At 62.5% G+C, this 22633-nt stretch carries 19 protein-coding genes; 9 read left to right on the forward strand and 10 right to left on the reverse strand.

The window, feature by feature from the left end; translation table 11 throughout:
• Window positions 1–152: 152 nt before the first annotated feature.
• A complete protein-coding gene (gene metH / locus V6093_RS00570) occupies window positions 153–3860 on the reverse strand; it encodes a methionine synthase (RefSeq protein WP_047604036.1) in 3708 nt (1235 codons plus the stop codon).
• Between the two features lie 182 nt (window positions 3861–4042).
• Here metH and V6093_RS00575 point away from each other — a divergent pair, with 182 nt between their 5' ends.
• From V6093_RS00575 to V6093_RS00595, 5 genes are all read left to right on the forward strand, one after another.
• On the forward strand, window positions 4043–6343 hold the full coding sequence (locus tag V6093_RS00575; RefSeq protein WP_047604101.1) for a fatty acid cis/trans isomerase: 2301 nt from the start codon (window positions 4043–4045) through the stop codon (window positions 6341–6343).
• Window positions 6344–6538: 195 nt separating this feature from the next.
• On the forward strand, window positions 6539–7573 hold the full coding sequence (locus V6093_RS00580) for an acyltransferase (protein ID WP_003250411.1): 1035 nt from the start codon (window positions 6539–6541) through the stop codon (window positions 7571–7573).
• Between the two features lie 58 nt (window positions 7574–7631).
• Window positions 7632–8216: a Fe-S biogenesis protein NfuA gene (nfuA, locus tag V6093_RS00585; RefSeq protein WP_003250416.1), complete on the forward strand. Its 585-nt coding sequence runs from the start codon at window positions 7632–7634 to the stop codon at window positions 8214–8216.
• Window positions 8217–8412: 196 nt separating this feature from the next.
• Window positions 8413–9021, forward strand: coding sequence for an SCO family protein (locus V6093_RS00590; protein ID WP_003250418.1), 609 nt, complete (start codon window positions 8413–8415; stop codon window positions 9019–9021).
• Window positions 9022–9504 carry a copper chaperone PCu(A)C gene (locus tag V6093_RS00595; protein WP_265978331.1) on the forward strand — a complete coding sequence of 161 codons (483 nt, stop codon included), beginning with the start codon at window positions 9022–9024 and terminating at the stop codon, window positions 9502–9504.
• 50 nt (window positions 9505–9554) lie between these two features.
• Here V6093_RS00595 and V6093_RS00600 read toward each other — a convergent pair whose 3' ends face one another.
• The gene (locus V6093_RS00600) at window positions 9555–9782 is read right to left on the reverse strand and encodes a hypothetical protein (RefSeq protein WP_003250422.1); all 228 of its coding nucleotides are present in this window, start codon (window positions 9780–9782) and stop codon (window positions 9555–9557) included.
• Window positions 9783–10238: 456 nt separating this feature from the next.
• On the opposite strand from V6093_RS00600, the gene V6093_RS00605 reads away from it, so the two are divergent.
• The gene (locus tag V6093_RS00605; RefSeq protein ID WP_179053343.1) at window positions 10239–11456 is read left to right on the forward strand and encodes an MFS transporter; all 1218 of its coding nucleotides are present in this window, start codon (window positions 10239–10241) and stop codon (window positions 11454–11456) included.
• 48 nt (window positions 11457–11504) lie between these two features.
• Here the strand turns inward: V6093_RS00605 and V6093_RS00610 are convergent, their stop codons facing one another.
• The 7 genes from V6093_RS00610 to V6093_RS00640 form a co-directional block, all read right to left on the reverse strand.
• Window positions 11505–12350, reverse strand: coding sequence for an AraC family transcriptional regulator (locus tag V6093_RS00610; RefSeq protein ID WP_003250425.1), 846 nt, complete (start codon window positions 12348–12350; stop codon window positions 11505–11507).
• Complete coding sequence (locus tag V6093_RS00615) at window positions 12347–12661, reverse strand: AzlD domain-containing protein (RefSeq protein WP_004573763.1); 315 nt, start codon at window positions 12659–12661, stop codon at window positions 12347–12349. Before V6093_RS00615 ends, V6093_RS00610 begins: the two co-directional genes overlap by 4 nt.
• Complete coding sequence (locus tag V6093_RS00620; protein ID WP_004573762.1) at window positions 12658–13350, reverse strand: AzlC family ABC transporter permease; 693 nt, start codon at window positions 13348–13350, stop codon at window positions 12658–12660. The genes V6093_RS00615 and V6093_RS00620 overlap by 4 nt, the downstream gene beginning before the upstream one ends.
• Window positions 13351–13497: 147 nt before the next feature.
• On the reverse strand, window positions 13498–14193 hold the full coding sequence (locus V6093_RS00625) for a hypothetical protein (RefSeq protein WP_047604026.1): 696 nt from the start codon (window positions 14191–14193) through the stop codon (window positions 13498–13500).
• A 138-nt stretch (window positions 14194–14331) separates the two neighbouring features.
• Window positions 14332–15414: a hypothetical protein gene (locus V6093_RS00630; protein WP_003250433.1), complete on the reverse strand. Its 1083-nt coding sequence runs from the start codon at window positions 15412–15414 to the stop codon at window positions 14332–14334.
• A gap of 38 nt (window positions 15415–15452) precedes the next feature.
• Window positions 15453–16079: a LysE family translocator gene (locus V6093_RS00635; protein WP_003250434.1), complete on the reverse strand. Its 627-nt coding sequence runs from the start codon at window positions 16077–16079 to the stop codon at window positions 15453–15455.
• A 2-nt stretch (window positions 16080–16081) separates the two neighbouring features.
• Window positions 16082–16870, reverse strand: coding sequence for a YqcI/YcgG family protein (locus tag V6093_RS00640; RefSeq protein ID WP_014861807.1), 789 nt, complete (start codon window positions 16868–16870; stop codon window positions 16082–16084).
• A 160-nt stretch (window positions 16871–17030) separates the two neighbouring features.
• Here V6093_RS00640 and V6093_RS00645 point away from each other — a divergent pair, with 160 nt between their 5' ends.
• Window positions 17031–17951 (forward strand): LysR substrate-binding domain-containing protein, encoded by a 921-nt coding sequence (locus V6093_RS00645; RefSeq protein WP_003250438.1) that lies wholly within the window; start codon window positions 17031–17033, stop codon window positions 17949–17951.
• Here V6093_RS00645 and V6093_RS00650 read toward each other — a convergent pair.
• A complete protein-coding gene (locus tag V6093_RS00650; protein WP_003250440.1) occupies window positions 17932–18828 on the reverse strand; it encodes a LysR family transcriptional regulator in 897 nt (298 codons plus the stop codon). The genes V6093_RS00645 and V6093_RS00650 overlap by 20 nt on opposite strands.
• Window positions 18829–18946: 118 nt before the next feature.
• Here V6093_RS00650 and V6093_RS00655 point away from each other — a divergent pair, with 118 nt between their 5' ends.
• Window positions 18947–20137 carry an MFS transporter gene (locus V6093_RS00655; RefSeq protein ID WP_179053344.1) on the forward strand — a complete coding sequence of 397 codons (1191 nt, stop codon included), beginning with the start codon at window positions 18947–18949 and terminating at the stop codon, window positions 20135–20137.
• 66 nt (window positions 20138–20203) lie between these two features.
• Window positions 20204–22564 carry a DNA polymerase II gene (locus V6093_RS00660; protein WP_265978336.1) on the forward strand — a complete coding sequence of 787 codons (2361 nt, stop codon included), beginning with the start codon at window positions 20204–20206 and terminating at the stop codon, window positions 22562–22564.
• The last annotated feature ends 69 nt before the right edge of the window (window positions 22565–22633 follow it).

Consider the following 22633-nt stretch of genomic DNA (forward strand, 5'->3'; position numbering starts at 1 on the left):
TCAGAGGCAATCAAGGACAGTGTAGGCAATGGTTGTGAGGTTGCCTGTGCCGGCCTCTTCGCGGGTAAACCCGCTCCTACAGGTCAATCACGGCCCTTGAGGCCTGTTTCATACCTGTGTGGGCGAGCCCGCGAAGAAGCCAGCGCAGTCGTTTAGCTGTCATACCCCAGGTTAGGCGCCAGCCAGCGCTCGCTTACGCTGATATCCTGGCCTTTGCGTGCGCTGTAACGTTCGATCTGGTCCTTGTCGACCTTGCCTACGGCAAAATACTTCGCCTGCGGGTGGGCGAAGTACCAGCCGCTGACCGCCGCCGCCGGGAACATCGCGAAGTGCTCGGTGAGGTACACCCCGCTTGGCCCGGTCTCACCGATGGCGGTGCCATCGAGCAGGCGGAACAGGGTTTCCTTTTCGGTGTGGTCGGGGCAGGCCGGGTAGCCCGGCGCAGGGCGGATGCCGCTGTACTGTTCCTTGATCAGCGCCTCGTTGTCCAGGTGCTCGTCGCGGGCATAGCCCCAGTGCTCTTTACGCACCTGCTCGTGCAGCCATTCGGCACAGGCTTCGGCCAGGCGGTCGGCCAGGGCCTTGACCATGATCGAGCTGTAGTCGTCGCCCTTGTCCTGGTAAGCCTTGGCCACTTCCTCGGCACCGATGCCGGCGGTGGTGATAAAACCACCTACGTAGTCGGTCACGCCGCTGTCTTTCGGTGCGACGAAGTCGGCCAGCGACCAGTTGGGCTTGCCGTCCGGCTTGATGGTCTGCTGGCGCAGATGGTGCAGGGTGGCCAGTGCCTGGCCGTCTTCGCCGTAGACTTCGATGTCGTCATCGGCCACCTGGTTGGCCGGCCAGAAGCCGAATACCGCGCGGGCGCTGATCAGCTTCTCGTCGATCAGCTTGTCGAGCATCTCGCGGGCATCCTTGTACAGCGCCGTAGCAGCCTCGCCAACCACCTCGTCGGTGAGGATGCGCGGGAACTTGCCGGCCAAGTCCCAGGAGATGAAGAACGGGGTCCAGTCGATGTACTCGGCCAGGGTGCGCAAATCGATGTCTTCCAGCACCTTGACGCCGGTGAAGGAGGGCACCGCTGGCTGGTAGCTGGCCCAGTCGTACTGCGGCTTGGCAGCGATCGCCTGGGCGTAGCTGAGGCGCTCGGTGCGGGCGCTGCGGTTGGCGGTGCGCTCGCGCACGTCCACGTATTCCAGGCGGGTCTTCTCGACGAAGCCCGGCTTGAGTTCTTTGGACAGCAACTGGGTGGCCACGCCGACCGCGCGCGAAGCGTCGGTGACGTAGATGACTGCGTCGTTGCTGTACTTGGGCTCGATCTTGACCGCCGTGTGCGCCTTGGAGGTGGTGGCGCCACCGATCATCAGCGGCAGTTCGAAGCCCTGGCGCTGCATTTCGCGGGCAACGTGGACCATTTCGTCCAGCGACGGGGTAATCAGGCCGGACAGGCCGATGATGTCGCACTTCTGCTCGCGGGCTGTCTGCAGGATCTTCTCCGCCGGCACCATCACGCCAAGGTCGACGATGTCGTATCCGTTACAGCCCAGCACCACGCCGACAATGTTCTTGCCGATGTCGTGCACGTCGCCTTTCACCGTGGCCATCAGGATCTTGCCCTTGGCTTCCGGCTTGTCGCCTTTTTCGGCTTCGATGAAGGGGATCAGGTGAGCAACGGCCTGTTTCATGACGCGGGCCGACTTGACCACCTGCGGCAGGAACATCTTGCCCGCGCCGAACAGGTCGCCGACCACGTTCATGCCGTTCATCAGCGGGCCTTCGATCACTTCGATAGGGCGCGCGCACTGCTGGCGGCATTCTTCGGTGTCTTCGACGATGAACGCGGTGATGCCCTTGACCAGCGCGTGCTCCAGGCGTTTTTCCACCGGCAGCGAGCGCCACTCTTCGTTTTCCACTTCCTTGGTTGCGCCGCCACCCTTGTAGTCGTCGGCGATGGCCAGCAGTGCATCGGTGCCATGCGGGGTGCGGTTGAGCACCACGTCCTCGACCTTTTCACGCAGCTGGGCCGGGATCTCGTCGTAGATCTCCAGCTGGCCGGCGTTGACGATACCCATGGTCAGGCCGTTCTGGATCGCGTGATACAGGAACACCGAGTGGATCGCCTCACGCACCGGGTTGTTGCCTCGGAACGAGAACGACACGTTGGACACGCCACCCGAGCTCAGGGCGTGGGGCAGGTGGTCGCGGATATAGGCACAGGCCTCGATGAAGTCGACGGCGTAGTTGTTGTGTTCTTCGATACCGGTGGCGACGGCGAAGATGTTCGGGTCGAAGATGATGTCTTCTGGCGGGAAGCCCACTTCGTTGACCAGGATGTCATAGCTGCGCTGGCAGATTTCCTTCTTGCGCGCGGCAGTGTCGGCCTGGCCGACTTCGTCGAAAGCCATGACCACCACGGCAGCGCCATAGCGCTTGCACAGGCGGGCGTGGTGCTTGAACTGCTCGACGCCTTCCTTCATGGAAATGGAGTTGACGATGCCCTTGCCCTGGATGCACTTGAGGCCGGCCTCGATCACTTCCCACTTGGACGAGTCGATCATGATCGGTACACGCGAGATGTCCGGCTCACCCGCGATCAGGTTGAGGAACCGGACCATGGCCGCCTGGGAGTCGAGCATCCCTTCGTCCATGTTGATGTCGATTACCTGAGCGCCGGCCTCGACTTGCTGCAGGGCGACTTCCAGGGCTTCGGTATAGTTCTCTTCGCGGATCAGCCGGGCGAATTTGGCGGAACCGGTGATGTTGGTGCGCTCACCGACGTTGACGAACAGCGACTGGCGGTCGATGGTGAACGGCTCCAGGCCCGACAGGCGGCAGGCCTTGGCGATTTCCGGGAGCTCGCGCGGCTTGTACTTGGCCACGGCTTCGGCAATGGCCTGGATATGGCCTGGGGTGGTGCCGCAGCAACCGCCGATGATGTTGAGGAAACCGCTGGCGGCGAATTCTTCGACCACCGCGGCCATCTCGGCCGGGGTTTCGTCGTACTCACCGAAGGCGTTCGGCAGGCCTGCGTTGGGGTGGGCGGACACGTGGGTGTCGGCCTTGGTGGCCAGCTCTTCCAGATACGGGCGCAGGTCCTTGGCGCCCAGGGCGCAGTTCAGGCCCACGGAAATCGGCTTGGCGTGGCGCACCGAGTTCCAGAACGCTTCGGTGGTCTGCCCCGACAGGGTACGGCCGGAGGCGTCGGTGATGGTGCCGGAGATCATGATCGGCAGTTCGACGTTGTCGTCCTCGAACACTTGCTGCACGGCGAAGATCGCCGCCTTGGCGTTGAGGGTGTCGAAGATGGTTTCGATCAGGATCAGGTCGGCGCCGCCTTCGATCAGGCCGCGGGTGGCCTCGATGTAGTTTTCTACCAACTCGTCGAAGGTGACGTTGCGAAACCCTGGGTCGTTGACGTCCGGGGAAATCGAACAGGTTCGGCTGGTAGGGCCGAGCACGCCGGCAACGAAGCGCGGCTTGTCCGGCGTTTCCAGGGTCTTGGCATCGGCAACCTGGCGAGCGATGCGCGCGCCTTCGACGTTCAGCTCGTAAACCAGCGACTCCATGCCGTAGTCGGCCTGGGAAATCTGCGTGGCGTTGAAGGTGTTGGTTTCGAGAATATCGGCACCGGCATCCAGGTAGGCCTTCTCGATGGCGGCGATCACGTCCGGGCGGCTGAGCAACAACAAGTCGTTGTTACCCTTCACATCGCTTGGCCAATCGGCAAAACGCGTGCCACGATAGTCGTGTTCCTCCAGACGGTAGCTTTGGATCATAGTACCCATGCCGCCGTCGAGGATCAGGATGCGCTCTTTGAGTGCGTTCTGGAGTGCTTGGAGACGAGCGCTGCGGTCGGACATAGGAACTACCTGGTCGGGCGAATATCAGAAGGTGCCGAATCATAACAAAGCTGCGCGGTTTTTAGGCATGTCGCCCATTTGCATGAAAACTGCTCATGTTGGGCGGGTGGAGGCAGCGCAAGGCACCCAGGACGACCAGGCAACAAATCGTGATGGCTTTCAAGAACCAGGACTTTCCGCACATGGTGCATCGTATCCTTGCCGGCGCCTTCGCCTTGCTCATCAGCGGCGCGGTATTCGGGCAGGCCCCCCAGTCGAGCCCGGCTATTTCCTACACCCGGGACATTCAACCGATCTTCACCGAGAAGTGCGTGGCCTGCCACGCCTGCAACGACGCCGCCTGCCAGCTCAAGCTGGAAAGCCCTGAAGGCGCGGTACGCGGGGCCAGCAAGGTCCCGGTGTACCAGGGCGAGCGGAGCAAGGCGGTGCCCACCACGCGGCTGTTCTACGACGCACACAGCGAAGAGCAGTGGCGCAAGAAGGGCTTCTACTCGGTGCTCGACAATCAGGGCGGTCAGGCCGCGTTGATGGCGCGCATGCTGGAATTGGGCCACAAGACCCCGCTTACGCCCAACGCCAAGCTGCCCGAAGAGATCGTCCTGGGCCTGAGCCGCAACAACATGTGCCCGTTGCCCCATGAATTCGACGCCTATGCCGGCGCACACCCCAAGGAGGGCATGCCGCTGGCGGTGACCGGGCTGACCGACGACGAATACGCCACCCTGCGCCGCTGGCTGGCGGCCGGTGCGCCGGTGGAGTACCAGCCGATCCAGCCGAGCGCGGCCGAAGCCAGGCAGATCGCAGAGTGGGAAGAACTGCTCAACCGCCCGGGTTCCACCGAGGCGCTGGTGGGACGCTGGCTGTACGAGCACCTGTTTTTGGCGCACATCCATTTCGCTGGCGGCGAGCAGGGCCACTTCTTCCAGTGGGTGCGCTCGCGCACGCCAAGTGGCAAGCCGGTCGATATCATTGCCACCCGCCGCCCCAACGACCCGCCGGGCACGGACTTCTACTACCGGTTGATCCCGGTGCAGGGCGTGATCGTGCACAAGACGCACATCACCTACCCGATGGGGCCGCAGAAGCTCAAGCGCGTGAAGCAGCTGTTCTATGCCGGCGACTGGCATGCTGCCGCGCTTCCGGGCTACGGCCCGCGCCACCGGGCCAATCCGTTTGAAACCTTCGAGGCGATCCCGGCCGTGGCGCGCTACCAGTTCATGCTGGATAACGCCGAGTACTTCGTGCGCACCTTCATCCGTGGCCCGGTGTGCCGCGGGCAAATTGCCACTGACGTGATCCGCGACAACTTCTGGGCGCTGTTCCAGGAGCCGGCCTTCGATCGCTACATCACCGATGCCAAGTACCGCGGCGAGGCTACCCCGCTGCTGGCCATGCCTGGTCAGATCGATGACGTGGGCAGTGTGCTGAGCCTGTGGCACGCCTATCGTGACAAGCGCAACGACTACGAGAAACTGCGCCGTGAAGCCTATGCCGAAATGCCGGCACCGAGATGGTCGACGCTGTGGGCCGGTAACGACAATGCGCTGCTGAGCATCTTCCGCCACTTCGACAGCGCATCGGTGACCAAGGGCCTGGTGGGGGATGTGCCGCTGACCGTGTGGCTGTTCGACTACCCGTTGTTCGAGCGCACGTATTACCAGCTGGCGGTCAACTTCGATGTGTATGGCAACGTTTCGCACCAGTTGCAGACGCGCCTGTACTTCGACCTGATCCGCAACGGCGCCGAGGTCAACTTCCTGCGCCTGATGCCGGCCGACCAGCGCAAGGCGATCCTTGGCGACTGGTACCAGAACAGTGGCAAGGTGAAGATGTGGATGGATTATGAAGACATCGACACCGACACCCCGAGTGGCATCAAGCTCGACCCGCGCAACCCCAAGCGCGACTTTGGCCTGAAGCTGCTGCAGCGCACCGGCAGCCTGAATGCCGCACCGGACCCGATCAACCGCTGCCAGGGCGCGTTCTGCTCACGGCCGCAGATGAGCGAAGAATTCCGCAATGCCGAGCAGTCGCTCAGCCGTCTGGTGTCGCGCCCGGCGGCCGGGCTGAAGGTGATCAACCAGTTGCCTGAGGCGACCATGCTGCGTATCGAAGGGCAGGACGGCCAGCGTCAGGTGTACAGCCTGCTGCGCAACCGCGCGCACAGCAACGTGGCGTTCCTGCTGGGTGAGGCGTACCGCTACCAGCCGGGGCTGGATACCCTGACCCTGTACCCGGGGGTGCTCTCCAGCTACCCGAACTTCATCTTCAACATCCCGACCAAGGATGTGCCGGAGTTCGTCGAGGACATGGAGTATGCCAAAGATGACGCGGCGAAGTTCGAACGCATTGTCATGCGCTGGGGTGTGCGCCGCAGTCACCCAGCGTTCTGGCGCTACTTCCATGACCTGAACAGCTATATCAAGGAGACCGAACCGGTCGAGGCGGGCGTGCTGGACATGAACCGCTACGAGAACCTCTGATCGGGTTGGCTGACCTTTCCTAGTACCTTGCGGTCGGAATGGGTGGGTGGTCTTGATCGATTGCAAAAGGGGGCTGCTTTGCAGCCCTTCGCGGGTGAACCCGCTCCTACAACAGGTACGGCGCTGCTCTCAAGGCTGGCGCTGGCCTCTGCACTCGATACGGGCCTCAATGCACCGCCAAGCGCAGGGTATTCCATGCTGTATTCGCTTCAGGCACTGCGGGCGTTCGCCGCCTGGGTGGTGGTCTGCCACCATTTCATGCAGATCTTCTTCGACTTCCACGCCACCGGCCCCATCGGCCAACTGCTCACCGACCGTGGCGCCGTAGGCGTCGACATCTTCTTCGTCATCAGTGGGCTGGTCATCTACCTGTCGACCCGCGACAAAACCATCGAGCCGCGCCAGTTCCTGCTCAATCGGGCGCTGCGCATCGTCCCTGCCTACTGGTTCTACACAGCCCTGATGGCCATGTTGCTGCTGGCATTCAGCCAATGGATGCCACATCAGGCGTTTGACTGGCGGCACCTGTTCCTGTCGCTGCTGTTCATCCCGGCGGAAAACCCAGGTGGCTATGGCCTGTACCCGACCCTGAACGTGGGCTGGACGCTGAACTTCGAGATGTTCTTCTACCTGCTGTTCGGCCTGGCCTTCCTGGTACGCCAACGGCATCACCTGCTGCTGGTGACTGCCGCTCTGTTGCTGGTCAGTGAGGTACTGGGGCGCATGGGCGTGGTCAGCCGCTTCTACAACAACGGCATCATCTACGAGTTTCTGCTGGGCATTGGTGTCGGCGTACTGTACCGCCGCGGGCTGATCCGTCAGGGGCGGTGGTTGCCGCTGGCGTTGCTGGGTGTGGCGGGCATGGCGATCTACTATCTGGACGCTTCCCAGCGCTTGCTGCACTGGGGTTTACCGAGTGCGATGGTCGTCCTGGCCTTTGTGGCCATGGAGCCGCTGTTCCAGGGCAATCGGCTGCTCAAGGCCCTTGGCGACTGTTCGTACTCGGTGTACCTGATACATGTGCTGGTGCTGTATGCCGGTTGGTTCGCCAGTCAGCGCCTGCATCTGAACCCGTTCCTGACATTTGCCCTGTGCGTGCCGTCCATTGGACTAATGTCGTGGTTCAGCTACCAGTGGCTGGAGCGCGGCCTATACCGGCGAATGCAGGCCTGGCTGGCGGCGCAACGGGGGCCGGCCCCTGAATATGCGCTTTCCCGAGTCAATTGCTAGGACTTTGTTCGAAGGCTGGGTTGGCGTACACTTGGCCGCAAGTCTGTGAGGAACCTACATGAGCGCTATAACCATTACCGACGCCGCCCATGACTACCTGGCCGATCTGCTCTCCAAGCAGAATACGCCCGGCATCGGCATTCGCATTTTCATCACCCAGCCGGGCACCCAGTACGCCGAGACGTGCATCGCCTACTGCAAGCCGGGCGAAGAGAAGCCTGACGACACCGCCGTGGGTCTGAAAAGCTTCACTGCTTACCTGGACGCCGTCAGCGTACCGTTCCTGGAAGACGCACTGGTCGACTACGCCACCGACCGCATGGGCGGCCAGCTGACCATCAAGGCGCCAAACGCCAAGGTGCCGATGGTCAACGAAGACAGCCCGATCAACGAGCGTATCAACTACTACCTGCAGACCGAGATCAACCCCGGCCTGGCCAGCCATGGCGGCCAGGTGAGCCTGGTGGACGTGGTCGATGACGGCATTGCCGTGCTGCAGTTCGGTGGTGGCTGCCAGGGTTGCGGCCAGGCCGATGTCACCCTGAAGGAAGGCATCGAGCGCACGCTGCTCGAGCGTATTCCTGAGCTGAAGGGCGTGCGCGACGTGACTGACCACAGCCAGAAAGAAAACGCCTACTACTGAGTTGAAGGCGGCTCCCTTAGCAACAAAGTGTTACGGTTTCAACCCCTGCGACAACAGGCCGCAGCCCGTATTCAAAGGGCTGCAGGCCATACCCGCCATGGTCGGGTAGAACCCCTCTGGGTGTCATGCCAGAATGCCCCGGTTTTTCGACCGGCCCATCCCGAGGGCCGGCACCTTCCCTGTAAAGGATGGTTTCATGAATGATCTTTTGACCCGGCGTGCAGTTGTCGCCGGCATGGGCGTTCTCGGGCTTGGCCTGCTGGCAGGCTGTAGCCCGGCCCGGGGGCTCGAGTTCAAGTACGGCAAGAACATGAGCAACGAAATCCTCGGGCGCAAGTTCAGCCTCAAAGACCCGCAAGGTAACGTGCGCACCCTGTCGAGCTTCTACGGCAGCATGCCGATGGTCTTCTTCGGCTTCACCCAGTGCCCGGCCGTCTGCCCGACCACGCTGGCGCGCGCGGCGCAGATTCGCAAGCTGCTCAGGGGCCGCGACCGCGACCTGTTCCAGGTGGTGTTCATCACCCTGGACCCGGAGCGCGACACGCCCGAGGTGCTCGATGCCTACGTCAAGGCCTTCGACCCGACGTTCACCGCGCTGACCGGCACCCCCGAGGAAATTGCCGCTGTGGCCAAGGAATTCAAGGTGTTCTACGAGAAGGTTCCGGCCGGAGACACCTACACCATTTCTCACTCGTCCACCAGCTACGTCTACGATACACGTGGCACCCTGCGCCTGAGCCTGGGCCATTCCCTGAACGCCAAGGAATGCGCCGAAGATCTGGTCACCCTGATGGAGATCTGCTGAATGTCGATGCAACCGATCAAACGCGGTTTGGCTGCCCTGGTACTGATGGGGCTGGCCCTGCCGGCCCTGGCCCAGACCACCGTGAGTGATGCCTGGGTGCGTGCCAGCGTGCCGCATCAGCAGTCAACCGGTGCTTTCATGGTGCTGACTGCCAGCAGCGACAGCAAGCTGGTGGGCGTGGCTTCGCCCGTGGCCAAGACCTTGCAGGTGCACGAGATGACCATGAACGGTGACGTGATGGGCATGCGTGAGGTCAAGGCTGTCGAATTGCCAGCCGGCAAGGCAGTGACCCTGGACCCGAATGGCCTGCATGTCATGCTGATGGGCCTGCACAATCAGGTGAAGGAGGGTGACAAAGTGCCGCTGACCCTGACCATCGAGGATGCCAAGGGCGCCAAGGAAACCCTGGAAGTTCAGGCGCAAGTGCGTGCGCTCAACGCCGACGCAGGTGGTGGGCATGATCACATGCACATGAACCACTGACAGATCAAAGGGCCGCGTTCAGCGGCCCTTTTCTTTTTCAACTGCGCCTTTCAGCTACGAAAGCGCGGCAGCGGTCTGTCGAGGGTCAGCGACGTCAGGGTCTTGCGAACCTGGGCCTCATCGGCCTCCAGTGCCTTCAGGCTAGCGCGGATCTTGCCGGCGGCGGGCACATCGCCCTGCCGGTCGATCCAGTCGGCAATCTCCTTGCAGGCACTGCTCAGACAGGCCTGGCGCTGGTTCATCAACGACAGAAGGGTGGTGAGCTCTCTTTCGGACATGACAGGATCCTCCATTCAGCCTTGTCAGTGTAGCAGAGGGTTGGCCAGGCTCTTGTGGCCTTTGCAAGGCGCGCTGCGGCAGCTGCCAGTGGCTGCTCTTGCGGCGCAGTAACAACTCGTTACTTATAAACAGCATGTTTAAAGTTGATGCTCGTGCCGTGCAAGGGATTCAGGGCTCGGTTTCTGAACGTGACCTGTTGAAGTGCTCAACTGCACAGTCGGGAAAATGCCGTCGGGTCTGCATTCAAAGAATGGTTGTTGTAGGAAAATTCCGCGTTTCTGATTTTCGCTTGCAGAAAGCATCGGCGTTGTTACAACTTTCATGTTGAGCTCAATCCTGGCCGAGTCTTAGATTGAGTTGGCCAATATTTGGCAATCTCAATCGGCTCAAAGGAGTGCCCATATGAATCTACAATCCGAGTGTTCAGGAGCGATGTCGCCAGGAAGTACCCGCTAATGCTGGCATTGCGCCTTACCCCCGGAACGCGTTCGCTGTCGCTGGGCTACAGCTTTTCCAAATGTGGTGAATTTGCCTTCGAGGCTGCATTTGCCGTGGCGATCGTGTCCATCACAGATGCGGATATGCTTTTGATCGGCATCGCCTACTTTTTTCGTTACTTGCCAAGTGTGGTGTTTTCGCCATTGGGTGGCTGGTTGGCAGATAACGCCAACAAGAAACACACACTGTTAGCAATCGAGGTGACAAAAGGCCTGCTGGCACTTTCCTTCTTTGCCTTGTTCAGCGTGTTCACGCCAGTATTACTTGCGTTGGTGGGCATCGCAATGGTCATGACAGCGCTCGAATGCCTTTATGTGCCCACGTTTCGCGCGTACTTTCCGGACCTTGTCGAAAAGGATGAGTTAGCCACGGTGAACAGCGGTATCCAGGTGATCGAGGACGCCGCCTCGATCCTCGGGCCGCTGGTCTTTTCGGCCTGTGTGTTACTGCTGTCTCGAGAAGCCACTTTCTTGTTTTTTGCAATGTGCCTTGTCGTGTCGGCCATTTGTATCGCTACCCTGACGCCTGCCAGGCGTAGTGTCCAACAGGCATTCGATGGGTGCGCCATAATCAGGGATGCGGCGGGGAGTGTGAGTCAGTTGAGGGCCGGCAATGCGCCGTTGTTCGCTGTCATTGGCTGCACCACACTCTGTGCGATGTTCGCCACGTCGGTGATTCGCTTTATCCTTCCAGCATCGGTGCTGGAGCACTTCGCCTCTGAAGCGGCGGTTGGATACGTGTTTTCACTGCTTGCGGCAGGCACGGTGGTGGGGGGCATGCTTTACACGCGCTTCAATCCTCGTACAACCGCAGCAATGGTGCTGCGCTACTGGATGCTCTATGGCGGGCTATTTTTTGCTGCAGCAGTGGCGCTGCAATTCAATAACTGGCTGTTCCTGTTGATTCTGTTCCTGGTTGGCTTCATTGGTGCATTTGTCGATATCGCAATCGTGACCAACATCCAGTGCTTGTCGAGGGAGCATGAAGTGGGCAGGAATTTTTCCCTCTATTACTTCACTGCCGTGATGGGTGATGCCGTATCAGGATTGATTGCCAGTTTGGTCTTCGTGCTTGCGGGGCCGGCAACCTTTATCTGGATGACGCTCATGTTATTCATCGCGCCAGTGCGCTGGAACATGAAAGGACGTGGCCCAGATGTCGACAGCCGTACATAGCTTGGGCCTGGCGTATAGATGCAAGTTCGAGAGGGCGCTGCCGCCCTCTCACGCGCGCAGAGCAGAGTGAACGCAGGCTTGCCGATACGCCCCCGGGGTCACCCCATAGGCTTGCTTGAACTGCCGGCTCAAATGGCTCTGGTCGGCAAAGCCGAGGTCGAACGCCACTTGCGAAGCGGCCAGGCCGTGCTTCAGCATTTCGCGGGCGCGGGCCAGGCGGCGTTGCTTCAGCCAGGCATGGGGTGGCAGTCCGGTGGCCTGGCGGAACACCCGGGCGAAGTGGAACGGCGACAGGTTGACTGCTGCCGCCAGCGCTTCCAGTGAGGGCGGGTCGGCCAGTTGGCTTTCCAGCAGTTCGCGGGCGCGGGCTACGGCCAGGGGTTCGTGGCCAGGGGCCGAAGGCTCGGCGCACTGCCCGTGCCGCTGCACCAGGGCCAGCACCGCCTGGCGCCAGGCCGTCTGCTGCTGCAAGGCGCTGGCGCTGGCTTCGGACAACTGATGCAGCTGGCTGAACGCGAGGGCCAGGGCCGGGTCATGGATCACGCTGTCCTTGAAGCTGGGCATGCCGTGGCGGCCCAGTTCCAGTTCGTCGAGCACACCGGTGACCCGCTCGTGCTCGGGATAGAAGCCGCGATAACGCCAGCCGGCTTCATGGGCCGTAGCGCCGGTATGCAGTTCGTCGGGGTTGATCAGCACCATGCTGCCGACCGGTGCCAGGTGCTCGCTGCCGCGGTGCCAGAAGCGCTGGGCGCCCGACTCGATCACGGTGAATACATAGCCCTCGTGCACATGCGGGGCGAAGCGCTGCTGGTAGTAGCGAGCGTGCAGCATCTCGACGTCGCCAAGGGCTGGCGCCTGCCAGAGGTGTGTCTGCTCGCGCAAGGGCGGGCTCATGCCAGCCAGCTGCGCAGAAGGAAGAAGATCAACATGCTCACCAGCATGCTCAGCAATACGCTGCGGGTCAACAGCACCAGGGCGATGGCCACAAGGGAGCCCAGCAGGTAGGGGTTGAGCACGCTCAGGTTGAGCTGGTGGTCGGCCATGAAGATGATCGGGCCGCAGATGGCGGTGAGCATGCCCGGCACGGCAAAGCCGAGAAACTGCCGGGCATTCGAGCTCAGGCGCAGGGGCAGGCGCGGCTCCAGGAATGCGTAGCGGTTGAGAAATACGATGGCGCCCATGGCGAAAATCAGGATCCAGGTCATGCGCGGGCTCCGGCGAATTTCTGGCAGATGAACCCGGCGCTCATGCCCAGCAGGCCTGCGACCACCAGGGCGGTTTCCCAGTGCCAGTAGCTGAACAGCACCGAACAGAACAGCGACACGGCTACGCACACCACGGTGGCCAGGTTGCGCACCAGCGGCGCGATCAGGGCGACAAAAGTGGCGACAATGGAGAAATCCAGGCCGAACTGGTCCAGGTGTGGAATATTCTGGCCCAGCAGTATGCCGGCCAAGGTGAACAGGTTCCAGGCGATGTAGAAGGTCAGGCCCACCCCCAAGGCATACCAGCGGTTGAATTGCTGCTGGTCGTACTGGCTGGTCAGGGCGAAGAATTCGTCGGTCAGCAGAAAACCCAGGCCGAGCCGCCAGCGCAGCGGCTGGCTGGACAGTACCGGGCGCATCGACAGGCCATACAGCAGGTGCTGCGAGGTCAGCAGCAGGGTGGTGAGCAGGATCGATGCCAGGTTGGCCCCCCCTTTGAGCATGCCAATGGCCACCAGCTGCGCGGCGCCGGCGAAGACGATGGCCGACAGCCCCTGCCCCTGCCAGGCGCTGAGGTTGGCCTCGATGGCCATGGAACCGGCCAGCAGGCCCCAAGGGGCAACGGCCAGGGACAACGGGAGAATGGCAATGGCGCCGTGAAGAAAGGCTTGGCGGGCGATGTGGGGCATGATGGCTGCATGACGGCTACGAGGCAGGCCAGCATGACAGACGGGGCAGGGGATGGCTTGAACGATCTTGCTGGTCTAGGCGTGTTCGCCTCAACCTCAGTGGCCAACTGACAACAGGGCCGCAAAGCGGCCCCGAATGACCCTGGGTTATGGGCGGCTGGTCAGCAGCTGTTGCGCCGTTGCGCAGCCATTGATGTCTACGGCTTTCTGCAGCAGGCTCGTGCGCTGCTGTGGGTCGAGGTCACCAAGCAGGCGGTACACCTCGGCCTGGTAGTCGCGCTGACGCCCCCACAGCATTTCCAGGCCTTGTGGCCGGCTGCGGTTGCAGGCCAGGCGCGTGGCCGGTTGCGGGTAGTAGGGGGCGTACACGGTGGCCATGCTGGGGATGGCCTCCAGCGCTGTACGGTACTCGCTGCTGACGTTGTAGGGCCGGCACCAGGTGGCGATGGCGGGCGCCGGTGCGGCAAAACCCTGCTGGAGGCTGGCTTCGAGCAACGGGCAAGCGGCGTCCGGGATTTGCGCGGCGGGCAGGTACGTCATGTAGTACAGCGCCAGGCGGTACTGTGCGACCGGGTGCCCAAGCGCTACCGATTTTTTCAGCAGGGCTACCGCCGTTGGCAACGTGTGGGCCATGGCCTGGCCCTGGCGGCTAAGCTCTGGGTCGCCGCCCGCTGCTGTGCGCAGCGTGCTGGCAGCGTCGTCCTGGTTGTCGGCCTGCTCCAGTAGCGGCAAGGCCTGACGGTAGAGCAGGTCGGCATGAGGGTCGATGCGTACCTCCAGCGCTTGCGCGGCCAGTGGCATCAGCGCAGCCAACAGCGGGGGCAGGCGTCGCACAAGGCTCACAGGCAAACCCCATGGGTGGCCAGGTACGGATGGACGGCTTCGGTGTTCATGGCGGTCAAACGTGCGCCTCGGGCAAATCGTAACGACGACGTATTCTAGCCACCCAAGGGGGGTGGCCGAAAGACCACCCGACAACTGTCAGACGAGCTTGATCGGCGTGACCTTGCGCTGGGCATGTTTTTCCTGGGCCAGCCCAAGCTTGGCGGTGATCACCTTGGCCAAGGCATTGTTGCCTAGATCGTTCAGGTGCAGGCGGTCGATGAACAGGTCGGCGCCGAACACGGGCGAGCTGTCGAGCATGCAGTTCATGTCGTAGCAGGGCACCGGGTCGGCCTGGCTTTTGATACGGCGGAAAAATGCCGAATGCAACTGTCTGTCGAATGCCCCCTCCAGCAGCCGGTCGAAGTTGGCCGGTTGTTGCTGCAGCGCGGTCAGCATGGCTTGCTCGCCGGCGGGCAGGGTATCCCGGCACCAGGGCAGCAGTGGTTGCAGGATGAAGGTGAGCGTGGCGTGGCTGTCTGCCAGCAGACGGTCCCATTGGCGCAAGGTGCGGCCAATGTTGTCGGCGGCACGGGCCAGTCGTTTTTCCGGGGACGACAGTGGCCAGCTGACCGGGGCTGTGACCACGGGAGGGGCCAGCGCCTGGCCGATGCGCCGCCACAGCGACTGCCGACGGGGTGGTGCGCAGGGCTGCATGCCTTCGCTGAAACTGTTGAGAAAGGCCTGGTAGGCCTTGGCGTGCTGCGGGTCGTTGGTACCTGCGAGGACTTCACACAGGGCTTCGTGGGCCAGGCTGTTGAGGCCACTGAGCACCACCACATGGCCGAGCTGGCCAAGGCGGTGCTGGTGGGTCAGGAACATCATCAATTCCTGGGTGGCGTTCAGCCCGCAGCCGGCCAGGCTCAGCCAGACTTCGCCCGTGAGCATCGACAGGTGCGAGGCCACCGTGTGTTCGTCGGAGCTGGCGCCGATGCCCAGGGCTGTGGAACCGCCGACCAGCAGGTTGATGCGCGACGCACCACCGTGCTCGGCCGCCGAAAAGCGCTTGCCGGCGCAATGGCTGTAGCGCAGGCCAAGGGCATCGGTGTTGATGGTGCCGGAGCGGTAGCCGGTTTCGTGCACATGCAGGGTATAGGGGGCACGGCGACTGCCCAGCAGGAGAAAGCGCTGGTAGTCCTGCTGCAGCGGCGAAGGAGACGGGCGCGTGTCAGTCGTGGTCATGGTCTCTCCTTCGCTTGGGCGGGTACTTTGCAGCAGATTCAGGCCGCCAGTTCCTTGAGGTTGTACAGCAGGCCGCCGGCGGCGATCAGCAGCAGGGCGACGCCCGACGCCAGGCTGATGATGCGGTTGCTGCGCTGCGAGGCGATCTTGCCGATGGCGAAGATGTACAGGCTGAGCACGGCGAAATCGATGGCCACCCACAGCAGCGACAGCACCACCATGCTCTTGCCGAACGATTCGGTGATCTGAATGAACTGCGGGAAGAAGGCGATGAAGAAAATGATGTCTTTCGGGTTGGAAATGCCCACCATGAAGCCTTGCATCAGCCCACCGCGCCCAGCCTTGGGGGCCTCGCTCGCCGCGTCTGACGCGGGTGCCTGCAGGGCGTCCCTCAACGTGCCCATGGCAATGTAGCCGATGAACAGGCAGCCCAGCAGGCTCATGGTGCTGAGCCATGTTTTGTCGATGGCGGCACTGGTGAGGATGATCCACGCTGCCGCGCCGATCAGCACCAGTGATGCCCAGTTGGTGCCGACGGCGGTGAACATGGCCTTGCGCGAGCCGGAGGCGGCCGCAGTGTTGACGATCAGCGCCACCACCGGGCCGGGAGTGGCGATCAGTAGCAGCACGGTGAGGGCGTAGGTGGCGGTGAGTGCGGTATTCACGGTCAGTTCTCGATCAGTATGTCGGGTGTCGCCTGGTGTGCGGCATGGGCATGGAAGGGGCAGCGTGACGGGTTGAGCGAGCCTGCCTCCTGCAGTTGATACTGCTTCCACTCGTAGTTGTCGGTATCGCCGAAAAAGCCAAGGGTGTCGGGCACAACGCCGTCGTTGTAGTGGTGCACGCGCTCGCGAATCCGTTCGCGGATGCGCTTGCCACTCTCGGTGCTGGCGTTGGCCACTTCGTCGAAGTTCTCCCGCGGGTTGATGACGAAGGTGATGTGCTGGCCCAGATTGCGGCTTTTCATCTGCTGATGGCCGGGGAAGTTCATGTTGATGAACAGCGGCATGCCGGCATAGCAGAATGACCAGCCGGTATCGTCGGGATCGGTCGGGATGCCCTGCGGCCAAGGGTGCGGGTCGCGCGCATGCACGCCGCGCAGTACCTTCCAGGCCAAGGCCTGTTGCTCGGCCAGGCTGCTGCCGGCGGCGGTTTCGAGAAACACCACCAATGGGCTGCCGATGCGCTGCTTGGGTGCGATCGGTGCGACGGTGCGCACATAATTGGCCAGGCCCTGTGCGATATCATCGGCCAGTTGCTCGGCGCGGGCGAAGAGAATGTGGCAGGTTTCGCCGTTTACCGCCTTGCGGCCGAACAGGCAGGGGAATTCGGGGTTGGCGAGAATACTGCGAAAGTGTTCTATGGTTTTGAACGTCCAGTGTTGCATGGTGTGACCATGTTCAGCGGCGAGCTCCAGCGCATCCAGGCGATAGCAATTTCCATATCCCGTAAACATGATTTCCCCAGGCGTTGATTTAAGTGAACGTTCCAGTCACATGCAGGCAGGATCTTGGTTATGTTTGTTATTTACCGGCATTTTCCGAGACGCTCCTGTCGTTGTAAAACGCGTGGAGTTATGACCTACTATTAGTCTTACTCATGCTCGGGACGCCGCCATGTCGGAACGGATTCAGGCCTTGCACGCGCTGCGTGCCTTTGAGGTGGCCTCTCGCTATGGCTCTTTCACCCGCGCTGCTGAGGAACTGGCCCTGACCCAGGGCGCCGTCAGCCACCACATCAAGACCCTCGAAGCCCTGTTCGGCTGCGACCTGTTCGAACGTCGGGGCCCGAAATTGAGCCTGACCGAGCACGGCCGCCTGCTGGCGCAAGAGCTGAAGGTAGGCTTCAAGATCATCGAAAATGCCTGCGCACTGCTGCGTCAGGATCGCTACGGCCTGCGCCTGAAGGCGCCGTCCACGCTCACGGTGCGCTGGCTGCTGCGGGCGCTGGATGCGTTCAAGAAAGTCGAGGACAACTGCAGCGTGCAGCTGTCCAGTGTGTGGATGGATATCGACAGCGTGGACTTCTATTCCGAGCCCTATGACTGCGCCATTCTCCTGGCCAGCGGGCGTTTTCCCGCCGATATCGAGAGTTTCAAGCTGTTCGATGAATGGCTGATCCCGGTATGCCATCCGGATTACATGACGCAGGCACAACCGCAACTGTCCGACCTGCCCCGATGCGAGTTCCTGCACCCGTCACCCGACCGGCGTGACTGGCGGCGTTGGCTGGCGCGAATGGATGCGCTGGACATCAGCATCGACCAGGGGCAGGTGTTCGATACCCTCGACCAGGGCATATCGGCCGCCCAGCAAGGCTTGGGCATTTCAGTGGTCGATCTGGTACTGGCCAGCACCGACCTGGCCGCCGGGCGCCTGGTCACGCCTTTCAAGCATGCCGTGGCCACCGGCGACGGTTACTACATGACCTGGCTCAAGGCCAGCCCAAAAGCGCGGCAAATGCACAAGCTGCGTGACTTCCTGCTCGGCCAGGTACCGCCGCTGGCCTACAAGGACATCAACTACCTGTACGGTTGAATACCCGATCGAGCATGAAGTCGATGAATACCCGTAACTTTGGCGGCATCTGCCGCCCGGACGGCCACAGCAGATAGAAGCTGCCGCGCCGTTCCATGAAGTCGTCGAGGACACTGACCAGTGAGCCATTGCCCAATTCACGACCCACGTTGAAGTCCGGCAGACAGGTAATGCCGCGGTGGTTCAAGGCAAAGCAGACGCGTGTTTCGACGTGGTTGCAGACCATCGAGATGGGGATGTCATAGGCGTGCTCGGGATGCTCCTGGCGCAGCGGCCAGGTTTCCAGCTTGCCGTTGCTGGGGAAGCGATAATGCAGGCAGGTATGCGCCGCCAGGTCGCGTGGGTGCAAGGGTGTGCCGCGTTCGCGCAGGTACTCGGGCGAGGCTACCAGGCGATGCTGAAAGTGCCCGAGGAATTTGGCGCTGAGCCGGGAATCCACCGGCTGCCCGCCGCGCATCACCACATCGAAGCCTTCACCAACGATATCCACCATGCGGTCGGAGAAGTCCAGGTCCAGTTCAACCTGTGGGTACAGGGCCATGAACTCGGCCAGTGCCGGCATTACCAGCCTGGTCACCTGCGGCATGCTCACCCGCAGGCGCCCGCGCGGCGTTTCGCTGGCCTGCGACAGCTCCTGCTCGGTGGCTTCGATTTCGGCAAGGATGCGCCGGCTGCGTTCGAGGAACATCGTGCCCTCGGCGGTGAGGGTGATGCTGCGTGTGCTGCGATGGAACAGGCGCACGCCCAGGCGGCTTTCCAGGCGCGCCACGCGCTTGCCCACTGCCGAGGCACTGATCCCCAGTGACTGGCTGGCGGCAACGAAGCTGCGGGTTTCGGCCACCCGGTTGAAGACCACGAAGCCGCTGAGGCTGTCCATGTCGCACTCCTGATTGCGGACGCTGATGTCCTGGGTGAGCGGCATTGTAACCGTCTTTTTCCGCAATGGCCTTGTCTTGCAGACTGTTCGCCTCGTTTCCCCACTCAAGGCATTTGCAATGTCCCAGACATCTTCCGCACCGTTGCTGGCTGCCAGCAACGAACGTCTGCCCGTTGGCGGACTGCTGGCGCTGGCCATGACCGGCTTCATCGCCATTCTCAGCGAAACCCTGCCGGCGGGTCTGCTCGACCAGATCGCCGATGGCATGCACATCAGCCAGGCCATGGCTGGGCAATGGGTCACGGCGTATGCCTTGGGCTCGTTACTGACCGCCATCCCGTTGGTGACGTTGACCCAAGGCTGGTATCGGCGCCGGGCGCTGTTGCTGGCGATCATCGGCTTCGTGCTGTTCAACGGGCTGACGGCCCTGTCGGACTCCAACACGCTGACCCTGGTGCTGCGCTTTTTCACGGGGGCTGCGGCCGGCCTGGCATGGGGCCTGATCGCTGGCCATGCCAGGCGCATGGTGCCGGTACCGTTGCAGGGCCGGGCCATGGCGCTGGCCATGCTCGGGCAGCCGATTGCCTTGTCGCTCGGCTTGCCGATTGCGACCTGGCTGGGAGCGGGGCTGGGCTGGCGCGCGACGTTCGTGGTCGTCACGCTGGTGGCGTTGCTGCTGGTGGTGTGGGTGTTGCGATCCGTGCCGGACTACCCGGGGCAGGCTGCCGACAAGCGCCCGGCGGCCATGCAGGTATTGCGCACGCCAGGGGTGTTGATCGTACTGCTGGTGATCCTCACCTGGATCCTTGGCCATAACATCCTCTACACCTATATCGTGCCGTTGCTGGCGGCGGCTGGCATGGCTGCGGACATTGGCCCTGTGCTGATGGTGTTTGGTCTGTCGGCGCTGGCCGGGATCGGCCTGGTAGGGCTGCTGGTCGACCGGCACCTGCGCAAGCTGGTGTTGCTGAGCCTGGCCGGTTTTGCCTTGGCCACGCTGGCATTGGGGCAGGCATCGTCGTGGCTTGTGTACCTGAGCATCGCCTTGTGGGGAATGACCTATGGCGGCGCCCCGACCCTGCTGCAGACAGCGTGCGCCGACGCCGCAGGCCCGGGTGGTGATGTGGCGCAGTCGATGCTGGTGACGGTGTGGAACTGCGCCATTGCCCTGGGCGGGATCATTGGCGGATTGCTGCTGGCTGGGGCCGGCGTGGAGTGGTTTGGCGGGGTGGTGCTGGTGTTGATCGCCTTGGCCTGGCTGCTGGCCGTGGCCGGGCGGGGGAGCGGTTTTGTGGCGGGTAGGCGCTAAAACACTCATGCCAGGCACGACACAGGTAGAATAGCGCCATCTACAGACAATCCAGAGGTCGACGCAGTGGAGTTGCAGCAGGGTTTTGTCCTGACCCGGCACTGGCACGATACGCCGGAAGGCACCTGCGTGGAGTTCTGGCTAGCCACCGATGCCGGGCCGCGGCTGTTGCGGCTGGCGGCGCAGGAGTCGGTGGCTTTCATTCCTCAGGCGCAGGCCGAGCATGCCCGTGTGCTGCTGGCCAACGAAGCAGGGACCAAGCTCAAGCCACTGCGCCTGAAGGACTTCGAGCATCGCCCGATGCTCGGCCTGTATGCCCGCCAGCATCGCCAGTTGATGCAACTGGAGCAGCGTCTGCGCACGGCCGGTATCGACGTGTTCGAGGCCGATATCCGCCCGCCGGAGCGTTACCTCATGGAGCGCTTCATCACGGCGCCGGTGCAGTTCACTGGTCAGCCGGATGCGCAGGGCGTTTACCGGGACGCCCAGCTCAAGCCGCAGCCAGGCTATCGCCCGGCGCTGCGCCTGGTGTCGCTGGACATCGAGACCAGCGAGCGTGGCGAGCTGTACAGCATCGCGCTGGAGGGCTGTGGTCAGCGCCAGGTGTACATGCTCGGCCCGGCCAACGGCGATGCCACCGGGCTTGACTTCGACCTGGAGTATTGCGCCGATCGCGCCGCCTTGATCACCCGGCTCAACCAGTGGATGGCCAGGCATGACCCGGACGCGATCATTGGCTGGAACCTGGTGCAGTTCGACCTGCGCCTGCTGCATGAGCACGCCAAGTCGTTGCAGGTGCCACTGGCCCTGGGGCGCAACGGTGCGGTCATGACCCTGCGCAGCCATGCCGGTGGCGGCCATGTTTTCGCCGATGCGCCGGGGCGGCTGCTGATCGATGGCATCGAGGCGTTGCGTTCGGCCACCTGGAGCTTTGCCTCGTTCAGCCTGGAGAACGTTGCCCAGACCCTGCTGGGTGAAGGCAAGGCCATCGACACGCCGTACCAACGCATGGACGAAATCAATCGCCGCTTCGCCGAAGACAAACCGGCCCTGGCACGCTACAACCTGAAGGACTGCGAACTGGTCACGCGCATTTTCGCCCATACCCGGCTGCTCGACTTCCTGCTCGAACGTGCCTCGGTGACGGGATTGGCCGTAGACCGCAGCGGTGGGTCGGTAGCTGCGTTCTGTCACTTGTACATTCCACAGATGCACCGCCTTGGCTTTGTCGCGCCCAGCCTTGGCAGCCGCCCTGACGAAGCCAGCCCCGGCGGGTTTGTCATGGATTCGCGGCCAGGGCTTTACGACTCGGTGCTGGTGCTGGACTACAAGAGCCTGTACCCGTCGATCATCCGGACCTTTCTCATCGACCCGGTCGGGCTGATCGAAGGCCTGCGCCAGCCTGACGACGCACATTCGGTCGAGGGCTTTCGCGGTGGGCGTTTTTCACGCACACAGCACTGCCTGCCAGCCATCGTCGAACGGGTGTGGCAGGGCAGGGAAGCGGCCAAGCGCGAGGGCAATGCGCCGCTGTCACAGGCCTTGAAAATCATCATGAATGCCTTTTATGGCGTGCTTGGCTCCAGCGGTTGCCGTTTCTTCGACCCGCGCCTGGCGTCGTCGATCACCATGCGCGGCCACCAGATCATGCGCCAGACCAGGTCCCTGATCGAGGCGTGTGGCTACGATGTAATCTACGGTGACACCGACTCCACCTTTGTCTGGCTCAAGGGTGCCCACGCCGAGGCAGACGCGGCGCGCATCGGCCGCGAGCTGGTGGCAAAGGTCAACCAATGGTGGCAAGCCCATCTGCACGAGACCATGAACCTGCAGAGCGCCCTGGAACTGCAGTTCGAGGTGCATTACCGACGCTTCCTGATGCCCACCATCCGCGGTACCGATGAAGGCAGCAAAAAGCGCTATGCCGGCCTGGTGCAGCGGGCCGACGGTGCTGAAGAAATGGTTTACAAGGGCCTGGAATCGGTGCGCACCGACTGGTCACCGCTGGCCCGGCAGTTCCAGCAGGAACTCTACGGCCGAGTGTTCCGCAGCGAGCCCTACCGTGATTATGTCCGCGAGTACGTGCGGCGAACGTTGGCGGGCGAGCAGGACGAACTGCTGGTTTATCGCAAGCGCCTGCGTCGCCCGCTGGCCGATTACCAGCGCAACGTGCCGCCGCATGTGCGTGCCGCACGCCTTGCCGACGACTACAACAAGCGTCTGCAGCGCCCTCTGCAGTACCAGCGTGGGGGCTGGATCAGCTACGTGATCACCACCGCCGGCCCTGAGCCGCTGGAAAACCTGCAGGCACCGATCGACTACGATCACTACATCAGCCGTCAGCTACTGCCGGTGGCCGACGCCATCCTGCCCTTTGTCGGCGATGATTTCGCGCGCCTTACCGACCATCAGTTACTGCTGTTCTGAGCGGGTGGTAGATAGCTAGGCGTCAGCCTGACGCTACAGTCTTCAGACTCGGTCCTCCATGTCGTCGCG

Source organism: Pseudomonas putida group bacterium ESBL64 (assembly GCF_045277175.1).
GTDB classification, from domain to species: Bacteria; Pseudomonadota; Gammaproteobacteria; order Pseudomonadales; family Pseudomonadaceae; genus Aquipseudomonas; species Aquipseudomonas alloputida.

Bases quoted from the DNA above. Each gene is read 5' to 3' on its own strand.
- V6093_RS00615 (WP_004573763.1), bottom strand. From the start codon at position 12,661: ATGACCTGGATCCTGATTTTCGCCATGGGCGCCATCGTATTTCTCAAC.
- V6093_RS00645 (WP_003250438.1), top strand. From the start codon at position 17,031: ATGTCGGAACGGATTCAGGCCTTGCACGCGCTGCGTGCCTTTGAGGTG.
- V6093_RS00605 (WP_179053343.1), top strand. From the start codon at position 10,239: ATGCTGGCATTGCGCCTTACCCCCGGAACGCGTTCGCTGTCGCTGGGC.
- V6093_RS00600 (WP_003250422.1), bottom strand. From the start codon at position 9,782: ATGTCCGAAAGAGAGCTCACCACCCTTCTGTCGTTGATGAACCAGCGC.
- V6093_RS00630 (WP_003250433.1), bottom strand. From the start codon at position 15,414: ATGACCACGACTGACACGCGCCCGTCTCCTTCGCCGCTGCAGCAGGAC.
- V6093_RS00595 (WP_265978331.1), top strand. From the start codon at position 9,022: ATGTCGATGCAACCGATCAAACGCGGTTTGGCTGCCCTGGTACTGATG.
- V6093_RS00640 (WP_014861807.1), bottom strand. From the start codon at position 16,870: ATGTTTACGGGATATGGAAATTGCTATCGCCTGGATGCGCTGGAGCTC.
- metH (WP_047604036.1), bottom strand. From the start codon at position 3,860: ATGTCCGACCGCAGCGCTCGTCTCCAAGCACTCCAGAACGCACTCAAA.
- V6093_RS00610 (WP_003250425.1), bottom strand. From the start codon at position 12,350: ATGAGCCCGCCCTTGCGCGAGCAGACACACCTCTGGCAGGCGCCAGCC.
- nfuA (WP_003250416.1), top strand. From the start codon at position 7,632: ATGAGCGCTATAACCATTACCGACGCCGCCCATGACTACCTGGCCGAT.
- V6093_RS00575 (WP_047604101.1), top strand. From the start codon at position 4,043: ATGGTGCATCGTATCCTTGCCGGCGCCTTCGCCTTGCTCATCAGCGGC.
- V6093_RS00580 (WP_003250411.1), top strand. From the start codon at position 6,539: ATGCTGTATTCGCTTCAGGCACTGCGGGCGTTCGCCGCCTGGGTGGTG.
- V6093_RS00620 (WP_004573762.1), bottom strand. From the start codon at position 13,350: ATGCCCCACATCGCCCGCCAAGCCTTTCTTCACGGCGCCATTGCCATT.
- V6093_RS00590 (WP_003250418.1), top strand. From the start codon at position 8,413: ATGAATGATCTTTTGACCCGGCGTGCAGTTGTCGCCGGCATGGGCGTT.
- V6093_RS00650 (WP_003250440.1), bottom strand. From the start codon at position 18,828: ATGGACAGCCTCAGCGGCTTCGTGGTCTTCAACCGGGTGGCCGAAACC.
- V6093_RS00655 (WP_179053344.1), top strand. From the start codon at position 18,947: ATGTCCCAGACATCTTCCGCACCGTTGCTGGCTGCCAGCAACGAACGT.